The organism is Alsobacter sp. R-9, from assembly GCF_054612375.1.
In genome coordinates this window covers 138485-160639 of sequence record NZ_JBTSWJ010000006.1, presented here as the reverse complement: position 1 = coordinate 160639, position 22155 = coordinate 138485, and the positions used below count along the sequence as shown (strand labels likewise).

Genomic DNA, 22155 nt, shown 5'->3' with positions numbered 1-22155 from the left:
CTGCGCTCCCATCCGTGGAGGCGGCATGTCAGAGCCCACCCATCCGGATTATCCATGCCCAGACTGTCGCCCCTGGTGCTGGCGACGATCGGCCTTGCGGGCTGCGCGCCCGCGGTGCCGGCCTACCTGGCCGGGCCAGCCGACGCCACGCACGTCGTCCGCCCCGTTCCCGCAGCCCCCGTCACCGCCGGTGTGGGACGGTTCGAGGTCGTCGAGCCGAAGGGCTGGGACGAACTCAACAGGACTGTCGCGCCCAAGGGGAACGCGCATGCCGAATGATCCTCGTGCGCGGGGTTCAGCTCCCGCCCGCCTCTGCGGCGTCGGCGTGCTCGCCGTCGTGCTGTCCGGCTGCGTCACGACGGGCCCCGAGGGCGCGCTCGCGCCGGTCGACTCCGTCGCGAAGGCCGAACTTGGCCAGGGCGTGACGCGCATCACCACCGACGCGGAATCCGCGGAGGCGGCGGGCCGCGTCAGGGCCGCGCTGAAGCGGCCGCTGACCGCCGAGGCCGCGGTGGGCGTCGCGCTTGCCAGCAACCGCGGATTGCAGGCCGCCTACAACGAGGTCGGCGTTTCGGAGGCGGCGTTGCTGCAGGCGAGCCTGCCGCCGAACCCGAAGGTCGGGTTGTCCCGGCTCGGCGGCGGCCTCGAGCTGGAGCTCGAGCGTGCCATCCTCCTCAACCTGTTCCAGCTGGCCACGTTGCCGGCCCGGCGCGAGATCGCGGGCGACGCCCTGCGGGCCGCCCAGATGCGCGCCGCCGAGGCCACGCTGAAGCTCGCGACGGACGTGCGGCGGCAATACTTTCGCACCGTCGCCGCCAACCAGCAGGTGGCGACGCTGCAGCAGGCGAAGGTGACCACGGATGCCACGGCCGAACTCGCCCGCAAGCTCGGCGAGACCGGCGGAATGAACAAGCTCGACCAGGCCCGCGACTACGCGCTGGCCGCCGAGCTCGATTCCCAGCTGGCGCGGGCGCGGCTGCAGCAGCGGCTGGAGCGCGAGCGACTCATCCGCCTGCTGGGTCTGTGGGGGCCTGACACCGACCTGCGGCTGCCGTCGTCGCTGCCGCCGCTGCCCGCCGCCGTGAAGACTGCGCGGGACGTGGAAGCGCAGGCGCTGGCGCGTCGCGTCGACCTCGAGGCGGCGCGGATCGACCTGGAGGCCCTCGGCAAGTCGCTCGGCCTCACCCAGGCGACGCGCTTCACCACCGACGTCGAGCTGGCGGGCACGAGCAAGTACGACCGCAAGATCGGCGTCGCCGAGAATGGCGGGATCGAGAAGGAATCCCTCACCCGCCGCGGGCTCGCCATCGACTTCGAGATCCCGCTGTTCGACTTCGGGCAGGCGCGTGTGATGGACGCCGAGCAGCGCTACATGCGCGCCGCCAACCGCCTCGCCGAGAAGGCGGTCAACGTCCGCTCCGAGGCGCGCGAGGCCTATCTCGCCTATCGCGGCACGTGGGACATCGCGCGCCACTACGAGACGACGGTGCTGCCGCTGCGCAAGCAGATCCAGGAGGAGGCGCTGCTGCAGTACAGCGGCATGCTCGTCGACGTGACGAGCCTCGTCGCGGACGTGCGCGGCCGCATCCTCGCGCAGGCGCAGGCCATCGACGCGCGGCGGGACTTCTGGATCGCGGACGCGGAGCTGCGCGCCGCTCTTGCCGGGGGCGGGGCAGGGGCCTCCAGCGGCGGGGCCGGAGCCGTGACCGCCAGCGCCGAAGCGGCCGCCGGCCACTGAGAACGGGACTGATCGACATGGACATCTCGCGCAGACATCTCATCCGGGCCGGCGGCGGCCTCGTCGTCACCGGTGCCGCCATGGTCAGCGGCCGGGCGCAGGCGGCGGCGATCCCCGAGGCGCCGGTCAGTCCCGGCCCGGCGACCCAGCCGCCGCTCGTCCCAGGCTCGGGTCCCGACTACCAGCCGACGGTCACCGTCAACGGCTGGACGCTCCCCTGGCGCATGAACGGCGACTGGAAGGAATTCCACCTCGTCGCTGAGCCCGTCATCCGCGAGATGGCGCCCGGCATGAAGGCGCATTTGTGGGGCTACAACGGCCAGTCGCCCGGCCCGACCATCGAGGCCGTGGAGGGGGACAAGGTCCGCATCTTCGTCACCAACCGGCTGCCTGAGAACACGGCGGTGCACTGGCACGGGCAGCGGCTGCCCAACGGCATGGATGGGGTCGGCGGGCTCACCCAGCCGCACATCCCGCCTGGGAAGACGTTTGTCTACGAGTTCCAGCTGCGTCGCAGCGGCACCTTCATGTACCACCCGCACTCCGACGAGATGGTGCAGATGGCGATGGGCATGATGGGTCTCTTCATCGTGCACCCGCGCGACCCTGCGTTCCGCCGTGTCGACCGCGATTTCGCCTTCCTGCTCAACGCCTTCGACATCGAGGCGGGCAGTTACGTGCCGAAGGTGAACACCATGCTGGAGTTCAACCTCTGGTGCTGGAACAGCCGCGTGTTCCCGGGCATCGACCCGCTGGTCGTGGGCAAGGGGGACAAGGTGAGGATCCGCTTCGGCAACCTCACCATGACGAACCATCCGATCCATCTGCACGGCTACGAGTTCAAGGTCTCGGGCACGGACGGCGGCTGGGTGCCGGAGGAGGCGGCGTGGCCGGAGGTGTCCATCGACTGCGCGGTGGGGCAGATGCGCTCGTTCGATTTCGTCGCCGACGAACCGGGCGACTGGGCCATCCACTGCCACAAGTCGCACCACACGATGAATGCCATGGGCCACTCGGTGAAGAACTACATCGGCGTCGACAAGAAGGACCTCGCCCAGCGGCTGAAGAAGCTCGTTCCCGGATACATGCCGATGGGATCGACGGGCATGGGCGAGATGGGCTCCATGGAAATGCCGCTTCCGGACAACACCTTGCCGATGATGACCGGCTTCGCGCAGTTCGGTCCGGTGGAGATGGGCGGCATGTTCTCGGTCGTGAAGGTGCGCGAGGGCCTGGCAAAGGACGACTACAAGGACCCCGGCTGGTTCAGCCACCCGCCCGGGACCGTGGCCTACGAGGCGAAGGGCGCGGTGCCCGCGCCGCCGCGGGCGGGACGGCCGCCGGACGATGCCAGGGGACAGACGTTCTCCGTCGTCGACCCGCGCAGGCGGCCGTCGCAGGGCGGACATGGACAGCATTGATTTCGAAGGAGTTTCGACCGTGAAGAGACATCGTCTTGCCGCGCTCATCGCCGCGTTCGCCTGCGCGGCGGTGACTGGCGGCGCGGCATGGGCCGGTTCCGGGCCCGCCGGCCACAAGCACGCGATGGACGCCTTCGGGCGCCCGGGGGACCCCCGCAAGCCTGCAAGGACCGTCGAGGTCGTGATGCAGGAGGGGAGCGGGACGATGGCCTTCGTCCCGAACCGCATCGAGGTGAAGAGGGGCGAGCAGATCCGCTTCCGGCTCAGGAACGACGGGCTGCTCGACCACGAACTCGTGCTCGGCACGCTGGAAATGAACCTCCGGCACGCCGAGGAGATGAGGAAGAACCCCGACATGGAGCACGACGACCCGAACGCGAAGCGAGTAGAGCCAAAGAAGAAGTCGGAGATCCTGTGGCGCTTCGACAAGGCCGGAACGTTCGATTTCTCGTGCCTCATCCCCGGTCATCGTGAAGCCGGCATGACCGGAACCGTCATCGTCAAGTAGCGAGGAGATCAACTCATGACCCGCAGCAAGACCCGGAGCACCGTTCTCGCCGCCCTGGTGGCCGTTTCCACTGCGATTTCGCCCGTTTTCGCGCAGGAAACGCCGAAGGTGAGGGGGACGATCGAGAAGGTCGACGAGAGCGCCGAGAAGATCACCATCGACCACGCGGCGATCCCCAATCTCGACATGGGCGAGATGAAGATGGTCTTCCGGGCCGGGGACAAGTCCATGCTGAAGCAGGTGAAAAAGGGCGACAAGGTGCTCTTCACCGCCGCCCGGGTGAACGGCCAGCTCACCGTCACGTCCATCGCCAAGGCGAACTGAACCGTATCCTTCCGGGGCGTTTTCGACCCTTTCCGAGGCCGGCGGAGACACTCTCCGCCGGCCTTTTCGCGTTTGAACCGCCCGTTCCCGGCTCTTCCACCGCCTTCCCACGGCCTCTCCAGCGGCAACCGGAAGGCGAAACGTCTCCGAGAACGCCCGCCTTCGGCGTTGACGAAACCCCTCATCGCGTCTATTGAACTCTGAATTCAGAGTTCAAGGAAGCGCCCATGAAGCTGTTGCCGGCCCAGCCGAGCCTGACGCAGCAGGTGTACGACGTGATCGTCGACGCGATCTGCGACGGCTCGCTGAAGCCCGGCGCGCATCTGGTGCAGGAGCAGCTGGCGGCGCAGTTCGGCGTGTCGCGGCAGCCCATCCAGCAGGTGATGGCGCTGCTGAAGGCGGACGGGATGGTGGAGGAGATCGGGCGGCGGGGCCTGCAGGTGACGCCGCTCGACCTCGACCTGATGCGCCATCACTACGACATCCGCGCCGCGCTCGACGGGCTTGCCGCGCGGCGGGCGGCGGCGCAGGTCCGGGACAATCCCTCCGCCGCGGCGGCGATCGGCGCCGAGGGGCGGGCGCTGCTGCGGCGCGGGCAGGCGGCGGTCGAAGCCGGCGACGTCGGCGGGCAGGTGCGGGCCGATGCCGAGTTCCACGGCCTGATCTACCGCGCTTCGGGGAACCCGCTGCTGGCCCGCACGGCGGAGCCGCACTGGCGGTTCCTGCGGCGCGCGATGGGCGAGGTGCTGCGCCTCGGCGAGGCGCCGGCCGAGATCTGGCGCCAGCACGCCGACATCCTCGCCGCCATCGTCTCGGGCGAGTCGATCCGGGCGGAACGTCTCGCCGTCGAGCACGACGTGACGGCGGCCGAGGCGCTCAGCGCTGCTCTGGCCGAACGCGAGACGAGCGCCGCTCCGGCGGCCTGAGGGGAGGACCGCCATGATCCGACTGCTCACGGCCGGCGAGACGCTGACCGCGCAGGCCCGCCTGCAGCCCGACCGCATCGGTGCGCGCGACCTCGAGCGGACCATGACGTTCGCCGCCTGGAACGACCGCGCCTGCCGGCTCGCCAACGGCCTGCTCGGGCTCGGCCTGAAGAAGGGCGACCGCGTCGCCGTGCTGGCCTACAACAGGGTCGAGTGGGCCGAGATCTACGTCGCCGTCGCCAAGGCCGGGCTGATCGCGGTGCCGGTGAACTTCCGCCTCACGGGCGCGGAGGCGCGCTTCATCGGCCTCGACTGCGGCGTCGCCGCCTTCATCGCCGAGGAGGCGCTGCGCGGCCTCGTCGAGGGCATCCGCGACGCGCTGCCCGTCCCGGCCGACCGCTACGTGCTGATCGGCTCCGCACCGGCGCCCGGCTGGCTGCCCTACGAGACGCTGCTGGCCGGCGCGTCCGCCGCCGAGCCCGCCGTGCCGGTGTCGCCGGACGACCCGTGGTGCCTGATGTACACCTCCGGCACCACCGGCAACCCGAAGGGCGCGATCCGCAACCACCGCGGCATGGCGATGCTTGCGTACATGACGGCGGTGGAGCTGAAGCTCGGGCGCAAGGACGACGCGCTGCTCGTCATGCCGATGTGCCACGCGAACTCGCTGAACTTCTTCACCTCGTTCCTCCATGTCGGCGCGGCCGTGACGGTGTTCTCGCGGGCGAACTTCGATGCCGCGCTGTGCCTGCGCACCATCGGCTCGATGGGCGTGACCTTCACCTCGCTGACGCCCACCCACTACATCATGATGCTCGAGGTGCCGGCCGCCGAGCGCGGCACGGCGGGCTTCGAGCGCGTCGAGAAGCTGATGATCTCCTCGGCCCCGGCGCGGGTCGAGACGAAGCGCGCCGTCATGGAGATGTTCCCCAACTCCGGGCTTTTCGAGCTCTACGGCTCGACGGAGGCCGGCTGGGTGACGATGCTGCATCCCGACGAGCAGTTCGACCACCTCGGCACCGTCGGTCGCGAGGTCGTCGGCTCGGCACCGATCCGGCTCCTCGACGACGATGGCAACGAGGTGCCCGACGGGCAGATCGGCGAGCTCTACTCCTGCGGGCCCTACGCGTTTGAGGGCTACTGGAACCTGCCGGCCAAGACGGCCGAGGCGTTCCGCGGCGAGTACCTGACGGTGGGCGACATGGCGCTGCGCGACCCGCAGGGGTTCATCCGCCTCGTCGACCGCAAGAAGAACATGATCATCACCGGCGGCGAGAACGTCTATCCCACCGAGGTGGAGGCCGTGATCGGCCAGCACCCGGACGTGCGCGACGTCGCCGTGGTCGGCTGCCCGGACGCCAAGTGGGGCGAGCGGGTCGAGGCCGCCGTGGTGCTGCGCGAGGGCGCCACCGTCACCGAGGCCGAGCTGATCGCGTTCACGCGCGACAGGCTCGCCGGGTTCAAGCGGCCCAGGGCCGTCCTGTTCCTCGAGCACCACGAGATGCCGCGCAACGCGACGGGCAAGATCCTGCATCGCGTCCTGCGGGACATGCTGGCGGGGCGGGCGACGTAGCCCGGGCTGCCGACCCCGGGGGCGACGGCGCCCGGCCGTGCGACCCCCACCCCCAACCCCTCCCCGCAAGGGGGAGGGGAGCAGGGGGCGGACTTCGTCGACGGCCTGTTTCCGCGGGGAGGCTGCTGTCGGCGACCCCCACCCCCAACCCCTCCTCACAAGGGGGAGGGCAGCAGGGGGCGGACTTCATCGACGGGCTGTTTCCGCGGGGAAGCGGCTGTCGGCGACCCCTACCCCCAACCCCTCCCCACAAGGGGGAGGGGAGCAGGGGGCGGACTTCATCGACGGGCTGTTTCCGTAGGGACGCGGCCGTCGCAAGACCCCCACCCCCGGCCCCTCTCCACGAGGGGGAGGGGAGGATCATCCGAGATGCATCGCGCACCCGTCATGACGGGAGGATGCACGAACCGAGGAGAACGCCCATGTCCGTCCAGCAGGACCTCAACAGGGACGAGGACACCATCGCGGCGTGGATCGCGCACGCGCTGCAGCTGCGCGGCATCGACCGCATCTTCGGGCTGCAGGGCGGCCACATCCAGCCGATCTGGGACCACCTCGCCCGGCGTGGCATCCGCATCGTCGACGTGCGCGACGAGGGGGCGGCCGTGCACATGGCGCACGCCCATGCGGAGCTGACCGGGACGCTCGGCGTCGCCATGGTGACGGCCGGCCCCGGCGTCACCAACTGCGTGACCGGCATTGCGAATGCGTCGCTCGCCCGCGTGCCGCTGCTGCTGATCGGCGGCTGCACGTCGCGGCCGCAGGCCAACATGGGGCCGCTGCAGGACATCCCGCACGTCGACATCCTGCGGCCCGTCACGCGCTACTGCCGCACCGCGCGCGTCGCCGACCAGGTGATCCGCGAGCTCGACGAGGCGATCGCTCGGGCGGAGGGCGACATGGGCGAGCCTGGCCCGTCCTACATCGAGGTGCCGACGGACGTGCTGCGCACCCGCGTCGCGCCCAACCTCATCCCCCGCGACTGGCTGGTGCCGAAGCCGCCGCGCCGGCCGGTGCCCGATGCCGCCCGCGTCGCCGAAGGCGTCGCGGCCCTGCGCGCCGCGAAGCGCCCGCTGGTCATCTCGGGCCGCGGCGCGCGCGGCGCGTCGGACGCGCTGGTGCGCTTCCTCGACGCGACTGGCGCACTCTACCTCGACACGCAGGAGAGCCGCGGCCTCGTGCCCGCCGAGCACCCCGCCGTCGTCGGCGCGGTGCGCGCCGCCGCGATGGCGCAGGCCGACCTCGTCGTCACGCTCGGCCGCAAGCTCGACTACCAGGTCGGCTTCGGCTCGCCGGCCGTGTTCCCCGACGCGACCTTCCTGCGCATCGCGGACACGGCGGGCGAACTGGTCGACAACCGCCGCGGCGAACCGGAGATCCTCGCCGCCGTGGACCTCGCGCTCGATGCGCTGACCGAAGGCCTCGGCAACGATGCCGGCGAGCGCGACACGGCGTGGTCCGACGGGCTCAGGGCCAAGCACCGCGAACGGATCGCCAAGGGCGCGGCGACGGCGGCGCCGCAGCGCGGCCCGGACGGCAAGATCCACCCGCTGACGATCTTCGAGGCGCTGAAGCGTGTGGCGGAGGAGGACTACATCGCCATCGCCGACGGCGGCGACCTGCTCAGCTTCGCCCGCGTCGGACTCAATGCGCGCACCTACATGGACGCGGGGGCCTTCGGCTGCCTCGGCGTCGGCGTGCCCTTCGCGGTGGCCGCGGCGCTCGCCTTCCCCGGCCGGCAGGTGATCGCGGTCAACGGCGACGGCGCCTACGGGATCAACGCCATGGAGGTCGACACGGCGGTGCGGCACGGCGCCAAGGCGGTGTTCATCGTCTCCAACAACGCGGCGTGGAACATCGAGCGGTTCGACCAGGAGATGAACTACGGCGGCCGCGTCGTCGGCACGACGCTGCGCCACTCCGACTACGCCGCGATGGCGCGGGCGCTGGGCGCGCACGGCGAGCGGGTCGAGGACCCGGCCGACCTCGAGGGCGCCATCCGCCGCGCGCTCGCCAACGCGCCCGCAGTCGTCGACGTGGTCACCTCGCAGGGGGCGGTGTCGTCGGACGCCGAGAAGGGCCTCGGCTTCGTGCCGGACTACCAGGCGCTCACCGCCTGGGACGACGCCGAGCGCCGTCGCCGCGGGCTGCTGTAGGCGGCGGGGCCGCGTGAGGCGCGGGGCCGCCGCGGCACCGTGCCAGCGCGTCAGGGGCGGGCGCGGAGGCGGTGGGTGCCGCCTTTCTCGGAGACGGCAGTGACCTCGACCGAGCCGTGGCCGCCGGGGAGGCGGACGAGCCATTCGACGGGCTTCGTCGTCGCCGTCCACTGCTGGCCCCAGGGCGACCACGGGTACTGCCGCTCGTTGCGGCCGGCGAGGTGGCCGAGGTCGGCCTCGACGGGGTTCATCACCACCTCGCCGCCGTCGACCGCGATGCGCACGCGCACCGGCTTCGCGACCTTGTTGGCGAGCGCCACGTCGGAGAGGTTGGTCGGCAGGTAGCCGTGGTTCCCGACGACGGCGCGGACACGGTAGAGGTCGGCCCCCAGCGCCTCCAGCGTCACCTCGTCGACGCGCACCCGCGGCGCGCAGGCGGCGTGGCGGAGGTTGAAGAGGACGTTGCGGCGGCAGATGTCCTCCAGCAGGCGTCCCGGCGGGTTGCGGTAGGTCCAGATGTTGACCATGCCGCCGATCTCGACGGGGCCGAGCTGCGGGTGGTCGAAGGGCGTCCAGTCGCGGAAGCCCTTCTCGCCGACGTTCTCCAGCACCCAGCCGAAGACCTTGATCTGGATCTCCTCCGTGCGCGGGTAGAGGTTCATGTAGCCGACCTTCTGGACCCCCGCCTCGCGCTCGAGGTCCCACAGCTCGGTGCCGAACGAGATGATGCCGAGCTCCTCGTAGGTCCAGTCCATCAGCCCGCCGCGGCGGATCTTCGTCTTGTCCGGCGTGAAGTCCTCGTAGATCGACACGGTGGGATAGCCGGTGAGCTCGGTGCCGACCTTGCCGATCTCCTTGAAGAGCGCGATGTCGCGCGCGCCCATGGCGCTGTCGGGCTTGGTCATGCTCGGCCGCATGATGATGCCGCCATGCGTGTGGTAGGCGCACATGCCGCAGATGTTCGGATGGTCGAGGATGAGGCGCGCCATGGCGTGCGCCTCGGGCTCGGAGAGCGGGTGCTCGCCGGCGCCGTACTCCTGCGGCGACCAGTGCGTCGGGAAGTTGCGGTTCATGTTGCCGTCGAACGGCATCTCGACCGGCACGTTGACGCCGTCGAAGTTGCGAATCCGCCCCTCGGGATAGATGCGATAGTACTCGCCGCCCTCCTCGCCGGGGCGGCGCTGCACCATGATGCGGGGATCGACCTCGCTCTTCTTCCACTCGCCCTTGCCGTCGGGCACGCGCATCCAGACGATGGTGCCGTCGCCGTCGAGGTCCTCCGGGATGAGGCCCTCGATGCGGTCGAAGCCGGGCATGAAGCGGCCGTTGCCGCACCAGTTGTAGTAGGGCGGCACCAGCGACAGCTCGGCCCCGTCCGGGTTGATGCGCGGCAGGATGTAGAACACCTGCTGGTCGACGAGGCGCGTCACCTCCGGGTCGCGGCCGTAGCCGGTCAGCAGGTGCCAGATGGCGTAGAGCGCCGTGGCGCTGGTGGCGTGCTCCTCGGCGTGGATCTGCGCGTCGATGTAGTAGCCGGGCTTCTCGGCCGCCGGGCCGGTCTTCGGGTTGGTGATCTCGACGAGCCAGACGTCGCGGCCCTGGAAGGTCTTGGCCAGCGAGCGCATCGTCGCGAGGTGAGGGTGGGCCGCGACCAGCGCCTTCAGGCGCTCCGTCATCTCGGCGTAGGTGTAGTAGCGGTCGAAGGCGATGTCCGGCAGGGCAGGGGCAGAGCTGGCCACGGGCGCGTGTCCTCGGGGTGGGGAAGGTGCGCGCATCGTCCCCCACGCGGCGCCGGGGGCGCAAGCGGCGCGGCGGGATGGCGGAGCTGCGGCCCATGGTGCCGCGCCTCCTGTCGCAGGGCGTGCACAGGGCTTTCCGGCCGCTGCGGAGATCGCGCTAGGCGGGGCAGGCGAATTGCGTCAATATGTCGCGCATCATCGATCACTTGGACATGCCGCCGCAGCGGCGCACGGTGATGCGTGGAGGGGAATATGCAGATCGCAGGTCTCCTCTACGGCGCGCCGTTGCTGAAGCACGTCGACTTCCCCGTGGCGGAGGTTCTCGGCCCCGGGGCGAGCGAGGACGAGATCAAGGACCTCATCACCCGGCACCGGCAGATCTTCATCAAGCCGCTGTTCAAGGGCGCCATCGGCAAGAAGGGCAAGGCCGGGCTGATCGGCCGGGCGACGGACCTGAAGACCGCGCTCGCCGAGAAGGAGCGGCTCTACTTCGTCGAGCACCGGCACGGCGAGGCCATCGCGAAGTCGAACGGCGTCACCTTCGAGGGCGGCGTGCCGGCCGAGCACGAGGTGTACTTCTCGATCACGGACTCGACCGTCTACCGCGCCCCGACGATGACGCTGACGCACCGCGGCGGCATGGAGATCGAGGAGGTGGACCGGCGCGAGATCGCGGAGGTGCCGTTCGACGCGCTGACGGGGCTCAAGGCCTTCGTCGTGGCGAACGCGCTCTCCGACATCGGCGCACCGAGGGAGATCATCTCGCCGCTGGTGCAGTACCTGCCGAAGCTGTGGGAGCTGGTGCACCACTACGGCATGACGACGCTGGAGCTGAACCCGCTGCGCATGCGACCGGGGCGCGACGGCCGGCTGACGCCGGTGGCCTGCGACTTCAAGTGCGGGTTCGACCGCGACGACCAGCGCTGGCAGCGGCTCGACCTGCCGCAGCACATCTTCACCGCCGACACCTCCGACTTCGAGCAGGAGGTGAACGAGCTGCGCACGCACCAGGGGCAGTCGGACGTCTTCGTCGTCAACGACCGGGGCACGATCCTGGCGCCGACCTTCGGCGGCGGCGCGAACTCGCTGGTCACCGAGGTGCTCGGCGACGCGGCGATCATCTCCTCGGACTTCGGCGGCAACCCGCCCTACGAGAAGATGAAGCAGGTGGCGAAGATCTGCTACAAGCACTGGCTGCGCCAGGCCAACGTGCTCTTCATCATCGGCGGCAAGTCCAACAACACCGACATCTACGAGACCTTCCGCGCCATGGGCGACGGGCTGCGCGAGCATTGCAGCGCGCATGGCCGCACGCCGCTCTACGTGGTGGTGGGCCGCGGCGGGCCGAACCTCATCCGCGGCATGGGCGCGCTCGCCGAGACCTGCGACGCGCTGGGGGTGCCGTACCGCTTCTTCGGCTTCGACAGCGCCATCTCGGAGGTCGTGAACTACGCCCGCAAGGTGGACGAGTGGATGAAGGCGGGCGGCCGCGCCGAGGTGGCGCGGCGGATGGGGCTCGTCCCGGCGTCCCACGCCGCGGCGCAGTGAGGGAGGCCGACATGCCCCGCAACGGACTCCCCGGCTTCCCCTACTATCTCGGCATCCCCTCGCTGGAGGAGGTGGCGCGGCGCGACGACCGCGTCTGCGTGCTCAACATCCTGGGCGGCGAGTCCCGTCAGGTGACGCCGGTCAGCCACGCCTTCTCCGGCGGGAACGTCGTGTTCGGCACCTCGCCCGGGCGGCGGGGGCAGGTGCTGCCGACGCCCATCGGCGACATCCCCGTGTACAACAGCGTGCGCGAGGGCCTCGACGACGGGCACGCCTTCGACACCGGCGTCGTCTACCTGCCGCCGCCCAGCGTACGCGACGGCGTCGCCGAGCTGATCCGCGTCAACCGCGGCATCCGCAAGATCGTGATCGTGACGGAGAAGGTGTCCGTGCACGACGCCCGCGAGATCCGGGCGATGGGGCAGGCGAACGGTGTCGACATCATCGGCGGCAACTGCCTCGGCGTCGCGGATTCATGGAACCGCGTGCGCATCGGCGGTGCGCTCGGCGGCGACAAGCCGGACGAGGTGCTGCTGAAGGGCTCCATCGCGATCTTCTCCAACTCGGGGAGCTTCACCACCACCATCGCCCAGTACCTCGCCTCCGAGGGGTGGGGGACGACGACGCTGATCTCGTCGGGCAAGGACGTCTACATCCACTACGCGGCGCGCGACTTCGCGCATGCCTTCCACGCCGACCCGCGCACGCGGGCCGCGGTGCTCTACGCCGAGCCGGGCGGCTACTACGAGGCGGGCGTCGCCTTTGACAAGCCGATCGTGGCCTGCGTGGTGGGGCGGTGGAAGTCGAAGCTCACCCGCGCCGTCGGCCATGCCGGCGCCATGGCGGGCTCGGGCGACCGCGCGGAGGACAAGGAGCGCTGGTTCCGCGAGGCGGTCGGCGTGGAGGAGCTCTACACGCCCGAGCGGCCCTGCGTGTCGAAGCGCGGCGCGGTGGTCACCAACATCGCCGACATCCCGGCGGCGCTCACCGCGGTGATGGCGCTGAATGGCGTGAAGCCCGACTTCGCCGGTACGGGCTCGCTGTCGCTGAAGCCGTGGCTTGCCAACGACCAGGGCCTCGACCTGCCGCCCGACATCCGGCTGCCCGTCGTGCGCGCGATGGCGCCCTACGACGAGCAGATCGAGGCGCTGTCGCGCACCATCGGCGCGGTGATCCCGCGGCAGGGGATGAAGGACCGCTCGGGCGCCTCCGTGCTCAACACCGGCACGCAGGTGACGAGCGTGCACGGGCACCCGGTGACGGAGCTCGCGCTGCAGCCGGTGCAGGCGCACTTCGCCCTGCCGCTCGTGCACGAGATCGCGACGGAGAACGACCGGGCGATGCTCGACATCGCCGTCGCGGCCGAGATCAACCTCGTCGGCGATCCGGCCATCATGGCGGCGGACGCGGCACGCGAGGCGGGCAACTCGCCGAACACGGTGATGGCCGCGGCGGCCGCGATCATCGGGCCGAAGCGCGTCGAGCGGACGCTTGCGTGCGGGCGGCTGCTCATCGACCTCTTCGCCCATTCCGGGATGCAGGACGCCCACGACGAGGCGTTCGACCTTGCGCCCATCACGGTGACGGAGGAGCAGCGCGCGCTGTTCGCAGCATCGCCCGAGGAGGCCGCGGACCCGCGCCCCGAGGCCATGCTGCGGGCGGTGAAGACCCGCGGCGGCGCGTCGATCTTCCTCGTCTTCCTGTCGCGGCTCGGCGTGCAGCCGTCGCGCGACGCGGTGCTCGCCGCCATCGCGATGACGATCGCGTGGGGACCGCTGATGCGCAAGCGCATCTCGCGCCTGACGGCGGAGACGCTGCCCTGGTACCTGCGGCTCTACGGCGTGATGATCGGCGCCTCGATCCCCGGCCGGGAACACCAGCACGGCAGCCTCTGCGGCATCCCGCGCGACGAGCGCTTCGGCCACTGGACCATGGCCGACTTCCTGTGCCTGCCGCTCATCGGCAAGAAGCCCGGCGAGCGCGAGGCGCGCCTGCTGCAGATGCTGGTCGGCCTGCTCATCTCCAACGGCCCCGGCGCGATCTCGGCGCAGGGCGCCAAGGGTGCGGTCTCGGCGGACGGGCCGCAGACGCCGGGCCGGGTGCAGATCAACAAGGGCATGATCGGCTTCCTCAGCCACAGCGGCTACGCCCATGGCGGCAACGGCTACGAGGGCATCTCCTTCCTGCTGGAGCAGTTCCGCGACGTCCCCCTGGACGACCCGACGGACCCTGCCCACGGCATCGACCTGAAGGCCCTGGCCCGCGACTTCGCCCGCAGCTACCGGGCGGAGAAGAAGCGGTCCAAGGAGCTCGGCCAGAGCGAGCCGCGCGCGCTGCCCGGCGTCCACCACCCGGTGTTCCGCGGCAAGCCGGTGAACCACGATCCGCGCGAGCGATTCATCGCCGACGACATGGCGCGCCGGGGCGACTACAACGTCTTCCACGCCTTCTACGTTGAACTCGTGCACGCGCTCTACGAGGAGGGTGCGACCCCCACCGTCTTCTGCGTCAACGTCGACGCCGTGATCGCGGCGCTGCTGCTCGCCGTGCTGTGGAAGGACCATCGCGCCGGCCGGATCACCGACCACGAGCTCGAGACGGCGGCCTTCAACGTCTTCCTCTACGGCCGCATGATCGGCGCCGCCGCCGAGATCGACGACCACCTCAACCGCGGCCGCAACATGGACACGCGGACGCCGCAGGAGCAGTGCTCCTTCGTCGCCTGAGACGAACGGCCGGGGCGGCGCGCGGCCTCCGCACCCTCGCATGCGCTGTCTGCATCGGCGGCAGGCTCCCGCATGCTTCCGTCGCCCGCGGTCCCCATGCAAGATGACGGTGGCGGTCCCCTCGCTCGCTCCGGGCCGCGGTCGTTTCCGGGAGTCACGCATGATCTCGCTCGCCGTCGTCGGCCTCGGCCGCTGGGGGAAGGTTCTCGTCAACGCGGTGCAGGGGAAGAGCGACTCGGTGCGCTTCGCCGCCGCCGTGACGCGCGACCCGGCGTCTGCCGCCGCCTTCTGCGATCCGCTGGGCATCAAGCCGCTTCCCGGCCTCGATGCCGCCCTGGCCGATCCCTCCATCGACGGGATCGTCCTGGCCACACCCCATTCGAAGCACGCCGACGAGGTGGTGGCCTGCGCGCGCGCGGGCAAGCCTGTCTTCGTCGAGAAGCCCTTCGCCCTCAAGCGCGAGAGCGCGGCGCGGGCGCTCGACGCGGCGCGGGATGCCGGCATCATCGTCGCGGCGGGGCACAACCGCCGCTGGCTCCTGCCCGTCGCCGCGCTGAAGCGCATGATCGACGCGGGGGAGCTCGGCACGGTCCTCCATGTCGAGACGAACTTCTCTTTCAACGCCGTGGGCCGCTACACGAAGGAGATGTGGCGGGTGGCCCCGGGCGAGAGCCCGGCCGGGGGACTGGCGGGATCGGGCATCCACCACATCGACGCCATCATCCATTTCCTCGGACCGATCACCGAGGTCTTCGCCATCACCACGGCGCGGGTCCACGACATCCCGCTCGACGACACCACCGCCGTGCTCTTCCGGCTGGCCAACGGCGCGACGGCGTCGCTCCTCACCATGACGGCGACGGCGGCGACATACCGCATCCAGGTCTTCGGGACGAAGGCGAAGGTTGAGATCAACGGGCTCGCTGAGACGCGCGGATCGGAGACGATGGTGGTGACGCCGGTCTCCGGCGAGGCGACCACGCACCGGTTCGGGCCGCTCGACATCGAGCGCGCCGAACTGGAGGCGTTCGCCGCCGCCATCCGCGGAGACGCGCCGTATCCCATCACGCCGGAGGAGATCCTCAACGGCGTCGCGGCGTTCGAAGCCGTGCCGCTGTCGGCGGAGCGCGGCCTGCCCGTCCGGATCGGCTGAGGCGGCCGGCTCTTCCCCCCGGGTTCAGCGTCCCGACAGCTCGGTCTCGAGCCGCGCGATCTCGCCCATGAGGCGGGATCGGGCCGCCGCGGTGTCGCCGACGATGTCGTGCAGGGGCCTGACGCCCACCTTCGGCAGGTCCGGAACGACGGTCTCGTAGATCTGCCGGCGCCGCTCGGTGCGCATGTGGGTGCCGAGCTTCATCAGGAGCGCGTTCAGGCGGCTCATGCTGGCGTCGTCGAAGACGGCATCCCACGCCTCGCGCTCGGGGCCGAAGTCGAACGGCTTCAGCGGCCCGCGTTCGCGGGCCATGCACCCGCGCAGCGCGAGGGTCGCGGCCTCGTCGACGGCCTCGCCCTCGATCACGACGCCGTACTCCTCCCGCGCCGCCGGCACGGAGACGTAGCCGTCCAGCACGTCCTCCAGCACGAGCGCGGGCTCGCGCTCCAGCGGATCGCCATAGCCGCCGCCGCCAGGGGTCATGATGGTGACGATGTCGCCCACCTTCGGGTGGAAGATGTCGAGCTTGCCGAGCTCGCGCTCGTCCGGCTGGCCGAGGTTGACGACGACGCGAGCCTTCTCGCCCGGCCGTCCGCCGGCCATGCCCCAGGGGCGGAAGACGAAGCGCTCCATGCCGCGTCCGAGAACCGCCGACCCTTCCCGCGCGATGCGCACGGAGAACACCACGCCGGTGCCACCGCGCCAGCGTCCCGCGCCGCCCGAGTCCGGGCGCAGGGAGTAGCTGACGATGCTCGCCGCGGCTTCCTCCTCCGTCTTCTCGATGGGGGTGTTGCGCTGGTTGGCGAGGCTGGAATCGCGACCGTCCACGCCGTCGGCGCCGATGCGGGCACCGGTGCCGCCGACGAGCGACTGCAGCACCATCACGGCGCGGCGGCCGGTGACGGGGTCCTGCTCGACGAGCACGGAGGGGATCATGATGCCGCCCGAGGGCGCCGGCATCAGGTCGGGGCTGGCGATGTTGAGCGCGCCGACGATCGCCTCGTTGAGGCGGATCGCCGTGGCGCTGCGCACGCCCACGGCGGCGGGCGCCTCCGGGTTCACCACCGTGCCGGCCGGGGCCTCGACGGTGACGTGCTCGAACATGCCGTAGTTGATGGGGATCGTCTTGTCGTGGCTGTAGACGAAGTGCATCAGCTTCAGCGTCAGCCACGGATGCCGCTTGCCGGCCGTGGGGATGTTGTAGGCGGCCGCGACCTGCGGGTCCGACCCGGTGAAGTCGAGGTGCACGTGGCCGTCCTTCGCCGTCAGGCGGCAGCGCACGCGCACGGGGACCTTGGAGACGTAGTCGTCGTCCAGCAGGTCGGCGAACTCGTAGGTGCCGTCGGGGATGCGCCGCTGCACGGCGATCGCCTTCTCCGCTGCATAGTCCACGAGGCCGCGCTGCATGGCGAGGAAGCCGTCGACGCCGAGCTGGGCCACGAGCTCGCGCACGCGCTTGTCGCCCACGGCGAGCGCCGCGAGCATGGCCTTGATGTCGCCGAGGTTGGCGTCGGGCGTGCGGCAGTTGGAGCGGTAGAGCGTGATGAAGTCCTCGTTCATCCGGCCCGCCTTGACCAGCTTCATCGGCGGGATCTGGAAGCCCTCCTGGTAGAGGTCGGAGAAGCGGGGCGAGATGGAGGACGGCACGCCGCCGCCGATGTCCGCGGAGTGGATGAAGTCCCACGCGTGCGCCACGACCCTTCCGTCGATCACGATCGGCCGGATCAGGTGCAGATCCGGCATGTGCGTGGCGAGGCCTTCGCTCGCATAAGGATGGTTGGTGATGATGACGTCGCCGGGCTCCAGCTCCGGGATGCGGGAGAGCGCGGGGCCGACGTTGCTGTCGAGGAAGCCCGAGACGCCGAGCACCTTCGGATAGGCGAAGAACCGGCCCTCCGGCGTCGCCAGCGCGCAGCCGTAGTCGCCCGCCTCCTTCACGTAGGTAGTGCGGGCGGTGCGCTGCAGCGTGATCGCCATCTCCTCGGTGATGGCGGTGACCTTGTGGAAGAAGATCTCGAGGCTGACCCGATCGACGGTCATGGCTGGGTCTCACGCGTGAGGTGGAGGGTGCCGAGGCGGTCCGCGCGGGCCTGCCACCCGGGCAGGATGTAGACCGTGGTGTCCGGCTGCTCGACGATGGCGGGGCCGCGCACCAGGCTGCCGGCGCCGATGCCCGAGCGGGCATGGACGGCGGCCTCGATGTCGCGGCCGCCGAAGCGGACCGTGCGGTGCCCGATGGGCGCGGCCTCGCGCGGCGGCACGTCGGGCAGAGCGACGGGAGGCACGCGGCCGATGACGCCGAGGCGCACCGTCGTCACCTGGATGGCGCTCTGCGGCTCTGCGAAGCCGTAGAGCCTCTCGTGCTCGGCGTGGAAGAGCCGCGCCACCGTCGCAGCGTCGAGGCCGGCCCGCAGCTCCTGCGGCACGATCACCTCGAGCTCGTAGGCCTGCTCGGGGTAGCGCAGCTTCAGCGCCACGACGGTGTCGTGCTCGCCGATCAGCGCGCCCTCCTTCTCGACCCAGGCGACCGCCTCGCGCTCGAGATCGGCGATGATGGACGCGACCACGGGGAAGGCGTCCTTCGCCGCGTCGCGCGTCCCCGCCGGGGCGATCAGGTGCCGGGCGGTGTGGACGTAGTCGCGCCGCACGTCGGCGAGGATTGCGCCCATTGCGCAGAACGTGCCGGGGGCAATCGGCACCATGACGGCGTCGAGCCCGGCCTCCTCGGCGAGGAGGTTGGCGTGGGTGGGGCCGGCGCCGCCATAGGCCACGAGGGCGAAGTCGCGCGGGTCGACGCCGGCGGTCGCCATGAGCTTGGTGAGCTCGGTCGCCATCTTGGCGCTGGCGACGCGCAGCGCCGACTCGGCGACCTCGAGCGCGCGGTCGGGGCCGGTGAGGCCCAGCTTCCCCGCGATGGCGTCGAGGGCGCGGCGCGCGGCGTCGACGTCGAGTGGCATGCGCCCGCCGAGGAAGCGCCCGGCGTCGAGGATGCCGAGCGCGAGGTAGCAGTCGGTCACGGTGGGAGCGGTTCCGCCGCGCCCGTAGGCGACGGGGCCGGGGTCGGCGCCGGCCGAGAGCGGGCCGACCTTCAGCATGCCCTGCGCGTCCACCCACAGGATCGACCCGCCGCCGGCGCCGATGGCCCCGACGTTGACGACCGGCATCATCAGCGGGAAGTCGCCGACGAAGGTCTGCGTGGTGAACTCGGGCGTGCCGTCGGTGACGATGGAGATGTCGGCGGAGGTGCCGCCCATGTCGATGGTGACGAGCTTGCGGCGCCCGACCGCGACGCCGACGCGCGTCGACGCCACGACCCCGGAGGCGGGGCCGGACAGCACCGTGTCGATGGGGCGGCGGCGCGCCGAATCCAGCGACAGCGTGCCGCCGTTGTTGGCGGTGATGTAGATGGGACCTGCGACGCCCTTGCCCGCGACGCGAGCCGTGAGGCGGTCGAAGTAGCGCGTCATCAGCGGGTGGATGTAGGCGTTGAGGCCCGCCACGAGCGAGCGCTCGTACTCGCGGATCTCCGGCCAGAGCACCGCGGATTCGGTGACGAGCACGCCCGGCAGCCGCGCCCGCAGCGCCTCGCCGATCTCGCGCTCCAGCGCGGCGTCGCGGTAGGAGTTCAGCAGCATGATGGCCACGGCCTCGACGCCGGTCGCCGCGATGCGCCGGGCGAGATCGTCGAGCTCGGCGGTGTCGGGGCGGCTCTCGACGGTGCCGTCGGAGCGGACGCGGGCCGACACCTCGAACATCAGGCGCCGCGGGACGAGGGGCGCCTCGCGCGGCTCGGTGAAATCGTAGGAGGAGGGCAGGCGCAGCCGGGCGATCTCCAGCACGTCCCGGTTGCCCGGCGAGACCACCATCGCCATGCGCGAGCCGCGCCGCTGGATGATGGCGTTGAGGCCGATCGTGGTGCCGTGCACCACGAGCTCGAGGCCCGCGGGATCGACGCCGTGCTCGGCGACGAGGGCGGCGATGCCGCGCTCGACCGACGCCGAGGGGTCGGACGGGACGCTCGGCTCCTTGTGGAAGAGCAGGGTCCCGCTCTCCATGTCCGCGAGGACGAAGTCGGTGAAGGTTCCGCCCACGTCGATTCCGACGCGCGTGTGACGCCAGCTCATGCGGTTGTTCCAGTCCTCGTGGCCGAGAGAGTGTCCTTCAGCGCCGGCGCGAGGCCGGCATAATCGTCGTCCTCGTTGTAGGCGGCCGCCGAGATGCGGGCCCACAGGGCACCGGCGAGCGCCGTGACGTGCATCTCGATCCGGTGCCGCTCCCACAGCCGCTGGCGCAGCAGCCGCGCGACGTCCCAGTCGGCCGGGCCGTCCCACGGCAGGCGGATGGTCGCGATGGAGCCGAAGAGGGCCGTCGGCGCTCCGGTGTCGGTGCCGAGCTCCGTGGCGAGCCGGACCGCGTGTCGCCGCGCCAGCTCCATGTTTCGCGCGCGCAGCGCCGGGCCGCCCAGCCGTTCGTGGAAGGCGATGGCCGCGGGCGTCGCGAGCCAGGGCGCGTAGTCGCGCGTGCCGATCTTGTCGAACTCGGCCGCGAAGCCCTGCCCGTAGTTGTGGGAGATCACCGTCGGGTGCACCTCCCAGGCGGGGTTCGCCGACACCGCGATGAAGGCGGAGCCCTTGGGCGAGCAGAGCCACTTGTGGCAGTTGCCGACGTACCAGTCCGCGCCCAGCGCCTCGATGTCGAGGTCCATCATGCCGGGACCATGGGCCCCGTCCACGAGCACCGGGATGCCGTGGGCGCGGGCGAGGGCCACGATCGAGGGCAGCGGCAGCACGACGGCGGAGGCCGAGGCGATGTGATCGACGAGGATCAGGCGCGTTCGCGGCGTGATGGCCCGTTCGATGGCGTCGACGACGCACTGCCCGTCGGGCGTGGGGAACGGCACCTGCGCCTCGACGGCGACGATGCCTGTCATGCTTGCGAGCCATGCGAGGTTCTTGCGCACGGCGTTGTAGACGTGGCTCGTCGTGAGGATCTCGTCGCCCTCGCGCCAGCGCACCGACCGCAGCACGGCGTTGGTGCCGTCTGACGCATTCTCGACGAAGCCGAGGCGGTCCGCCGGAACGCCGACGAAGCCGGCGAGGCGCGTCGCGGCGTGGCGGATGGCAGCCGGCAACTCGTCGTTGAAGAAGCGCACAGGCTGGCTTTCCAGCCGCGCCCGCCAGCGGTCGGCCTCGGCCGTCACGTCCCGCGGCGTGGCGCCATAGGACCCGTGGTTGAGGAAGGTGATGCCCTCCTCGAGCGCCCACAGCGGCAGCAGGCTTCGTCCCAGTGCGTTCATCGCCAGTCCCCCGTCGCCGCGCGGGCGATCGCGTCCGGAAGGTTGCGCGCGGGGCGGAACCCCGTGTCCACGGCCAGCCGCGAGACGTCGAGCGGCGGACGTCCGAGCGCAGCGTCGAAGGAGGCGTCGGCGCGCGACGCGTCGGGCTCGATCCGGATGTCGAGGCCGGCCGACCGGAACAGGTCGAGCACCTGCGACCACCGCCACCCGACGCCACGCGACAGGTTGTAGACCGGGTGTCGCAGGCTCGGGGCCGCGAGCAGCGCGCAGAGGCCGTCGCCCACGTCGTCCGCATGCGTCCAGTCGCGCACCGTCTCGGAGGGCGTCGCCGAGATCGGCGTGCCGCGGCGCAGCGCCTCGAACAGCGGGTAGAGCTGGCTCATCGTCTCGCGGTGCGCCGTCGGCCGCTCCATCGGGCCGTAGACGGCAGTAACGCGAGCCGCCACGGTCGACACGCCGCGCAGCAGGCCGAAGCGCCGGGCGAGGCCCTCGCACGCCAGCTTCGACACCGCGTAGAGACCGAGCGGGTCGGCGGGGACGGTTTCCGGCACGGGGGAGGGGAGGTCGGGGCGGAACCCGTAGACGACGCTGCTCGACAGCACCGCGACGCGCTCGATGCCGGGGGATGCCGTGGCGGCGTCGATGACGTTCGCCGCGCCGCCGATGTCGACGTCGATGACGCGCAGCGGATCGGCCGTCTCCATCGCGAGGGACGGCGTGATGGCCGCCATGTGGATCACGGCGCGCGGCCGGTGCCGGTCGATGGCGCTGCGCACGCCGTCCCGGTCGACCACGTCCAGGGTCTCGAACGTGACCGGGCCGCTCGTCCAGAAGCCGAACACGGCCTCGGGCGGCGGCGCGAGATCAGTCGCCACCACGGCTTCGCCGGGGACATTCCGCAGGAGCGACGCGACGACGTGGGCACCCACGAAACCGCCGGCGCCCGTAACGAGGATTGTCATACAGTATTACATAGCTCAAAGTCGGAGCCGGCGTCATCTGCCGCTCGCACGGAATCCGGGGACGGCGTGACGGAGCGGTTCCGAC

The 22155-nt window shown here is 71.1% G+C and carries 16 protein-coding genes; 11 read left to right on the top strand and 5 right to left on the bottom strand.

Annotation, left to right across the window (positions count from 1 at the left end):
* Positions 1-54 precede the first annotated feature (54 nt).
* The 8 genes from ACX9GQ_RS11815 (at position 55) to ACX9GQ_RS11780 (ending at position 8646) form a co-directional block, all read left to right on the top strand.
* On the top strand, positions 55-279 hold the full coding sequence (locus tag ACX9GQ_RS11815) for a hypothetical protein (protein WP_459629739.1): 225 nt from the start codon (positions 55-57) through the stop codon (positions 277-279).
* A complete protein-coding gene (locus tag ACX9GQ_RS11810) occupies positions 269-1738 on the top strand; it encodes a TolC family protein (RefSeq protein WP_459629738.1) in 1470 nt (489 codons plus the stop codon). Before ACX9GQ_RS11815 ends, ACX9GQ_RS11810 begins: the two co-directional genes overlap by 11 nt.
* Positions 1739-1755: 17 nt before the next feature.
* Positions 1756-3159, top strand: a complete 1404-nt coding sequence (locus tag ACX9GQ_RS11805) for a multicopper oxidase family protein (protein WP_459629737.1) — start codon at positions 1756-1758, stop codon at positions 3157-3159.
* A gap of 19 nt (positions 3160-3178) precedes the next feature.
* Complete coding sequence (locus ACX9GQ_RS11800) at positions 3179-3667, top strand: cupredoxin domain-containing protein (protein ID WP_459629736.1); 489 nt, start codon at positions 3179-3181, stop codon at positions 3665-3667.
* A gap of 15 nt (positions 3668-3682) precedes the next feature.
* Entirely contained in the window at positions 3683-3991 is a 309-nt protein-coding gene (locus ACX9GQ_RS11795) for a copper-binding protein (RefSeq protein ID WP_459629735.1), read from the top strand.
* 227 nt (positions 3992-4218) lie between these two features.
* Positions 4219-4917, top strand: a complete 699-nt coding sequence (locus ACX9GQ_RS11790) for a GntR family transcriptional regulator (RefSeq protein ID WP_459629734.1) — start codon at positions 4219-4221, stop codon at positions 4915-4917.
* 13 nt (positions 4918-4930) lie between these two features.
* On the top strand, positions 4931-6490 hold the full coding sequence (locus ACX9GQ_RS11785) for a class I adenylate-forming enzyme family protein (RefSeq protein WP_459629733.1): 1560 nt from the start codon (positions 4931-4933) through the stop codon (positions 6488-6490).
* A 422-nt stretch (positions 6491-6912) separates the two neighbouring features.
* On the top strand, positions 6913-8646 hold the full coding sequence (locus tag ACX9GQ_RS11780; protein WP_459629732.1) for a thiamine pyrophosphate-binding protein: 1734 nt from the start codon (positions 6913-6915) through the stop codon (positions 8644-8646).
* Between the two features lie 50 nt (positions 8647-8696).
* Here ACX9GQ_RS11780 and ACX9GQ_RS11775 read toward each other — a convergent pair whose 3' ends face one another.
* Positions 8697-10385 carry a M14 family metallopeptidase gene (locus ACX9GQ_RS11775; protein WP_459629731.1) on the bottom strand — a complete coding sequence of 563 codons (1689 nt, stop codon included), beginning with the start codon at positions 10383-10385 and terminating at the stop codon, positions 8697-8699.
* A gap of 252 nt (positions 10386-10637) precedes the next feature.
* Between ACX9GQ_RS11775 and ACX9GQ_RS11770 the strand changes: the two genes are divergently transcribed.
* The 3 genes from ACX9GQ_RS11770 (at position 10638) to ACX9GQ_RS11760 (ending at position 15812) form a co-directional block, all read left to right on the top strand.
* Positions 10638-11933, top strand: coding sequence for an ATP citrate lyase citrate-binding domain-containing protein (locus ACX9GQ_RS11770; RefSeq protein WP_459629730.1), 1296 nt, complete (start codon positions 10638-10640; stop codon positions 11931-11933).
* Between the two features lie 11 nt (positions 11934-11944).
* Complete coding sequence (locus ACX9GQ_RS11765) at positions 11945-14659, top strand: CoA-binding protein (protein ID WP_459629729.1); 2715 nt, start codon at positions 11945-11947, stop codon at positions 14657-14659.
* A 160-nt stretch (positions 14660-14819) separates the two neighbouring features.
* On the top strand, positions 14820-15812 hold the full coding sequence (locus ACX9GQ_RS11760) for a Gfo/Idh/MocA family protein (protein WP_459629728.1): 993 nt from the start codon (positions 14820-14822) through the stop codon (positions 15810-15812).
* A gap of 24 nt (positions 15813-15836) precedes the next feature.
* Here the strand turns inward: ACX9GQ_RS11760 and ACX9GQ_RS11755 are convergent, their stop codons facing one another.
* Genes ACX9GQ_RS11755 through ACX9GQ_RS11740 form a run of 4 tightly spaced genes read right to left on the bottom strand, consistent with a single transcriptional unit; the run spans position 15837 to position 22070 of the window.
* Positions 15837-17852 (bottom strand): hydantoinase B/oxoprolinase family protein, encoded by a 2016-nt coding sequence (locus ACX9GQ_RS11755; protein ID WP_459629727.1) that lies wholly within the window; start codon positions 17850-17852, stop codon positions 15837-15839.
* Complete coding sequence (locus tag ACX9GQ_RS11750) at positions 17849-19936, bottom strand: hydantoinase/oxoprolinase family protein (RefSeq protein WP_459629726.1); 2088 nt, start codon at positions 19934-19936, stop codon at positions 17849-17851. The genes ACX9GQ_RS11755 and ACX9GQ_RS11750 overlap by 4 nt, the downstream gene beginning before the upstream one ends.
* On the bottom strand, positions 19933-21108 hold the full coding sequence (locus tag ACX9GQ_RS11745) for an aminotransferase class V-fold PLP-dependent enzyme (protein ID WP_459629725.1): 1176 nt from the start codon (positions 21106-21108) through the stop codon (positions 19933-19935). Before ACX9GQ_RS11745 ends, ACX9GQ_RS11750 begins: the two co-directional genes overlap by 4 nt.
* Positions 21105-22070, bottom strand: coding sequence for an NAD-dependent epimerase/dehydratase family protein (locus tag ACX9GQ_RS11740; RefSeq protein WP_459629724.1), 966 nt, complete (start codon positions 22068-22070; stop codon positions 21105-21107). Before ACX9GQ_RS11740 ends, ACX9GQ_RS11745 begins: the two co-directional genes overlap by 4 nt.
* Positions 22071-22155 lie beyond the last annotated feature (85 nt).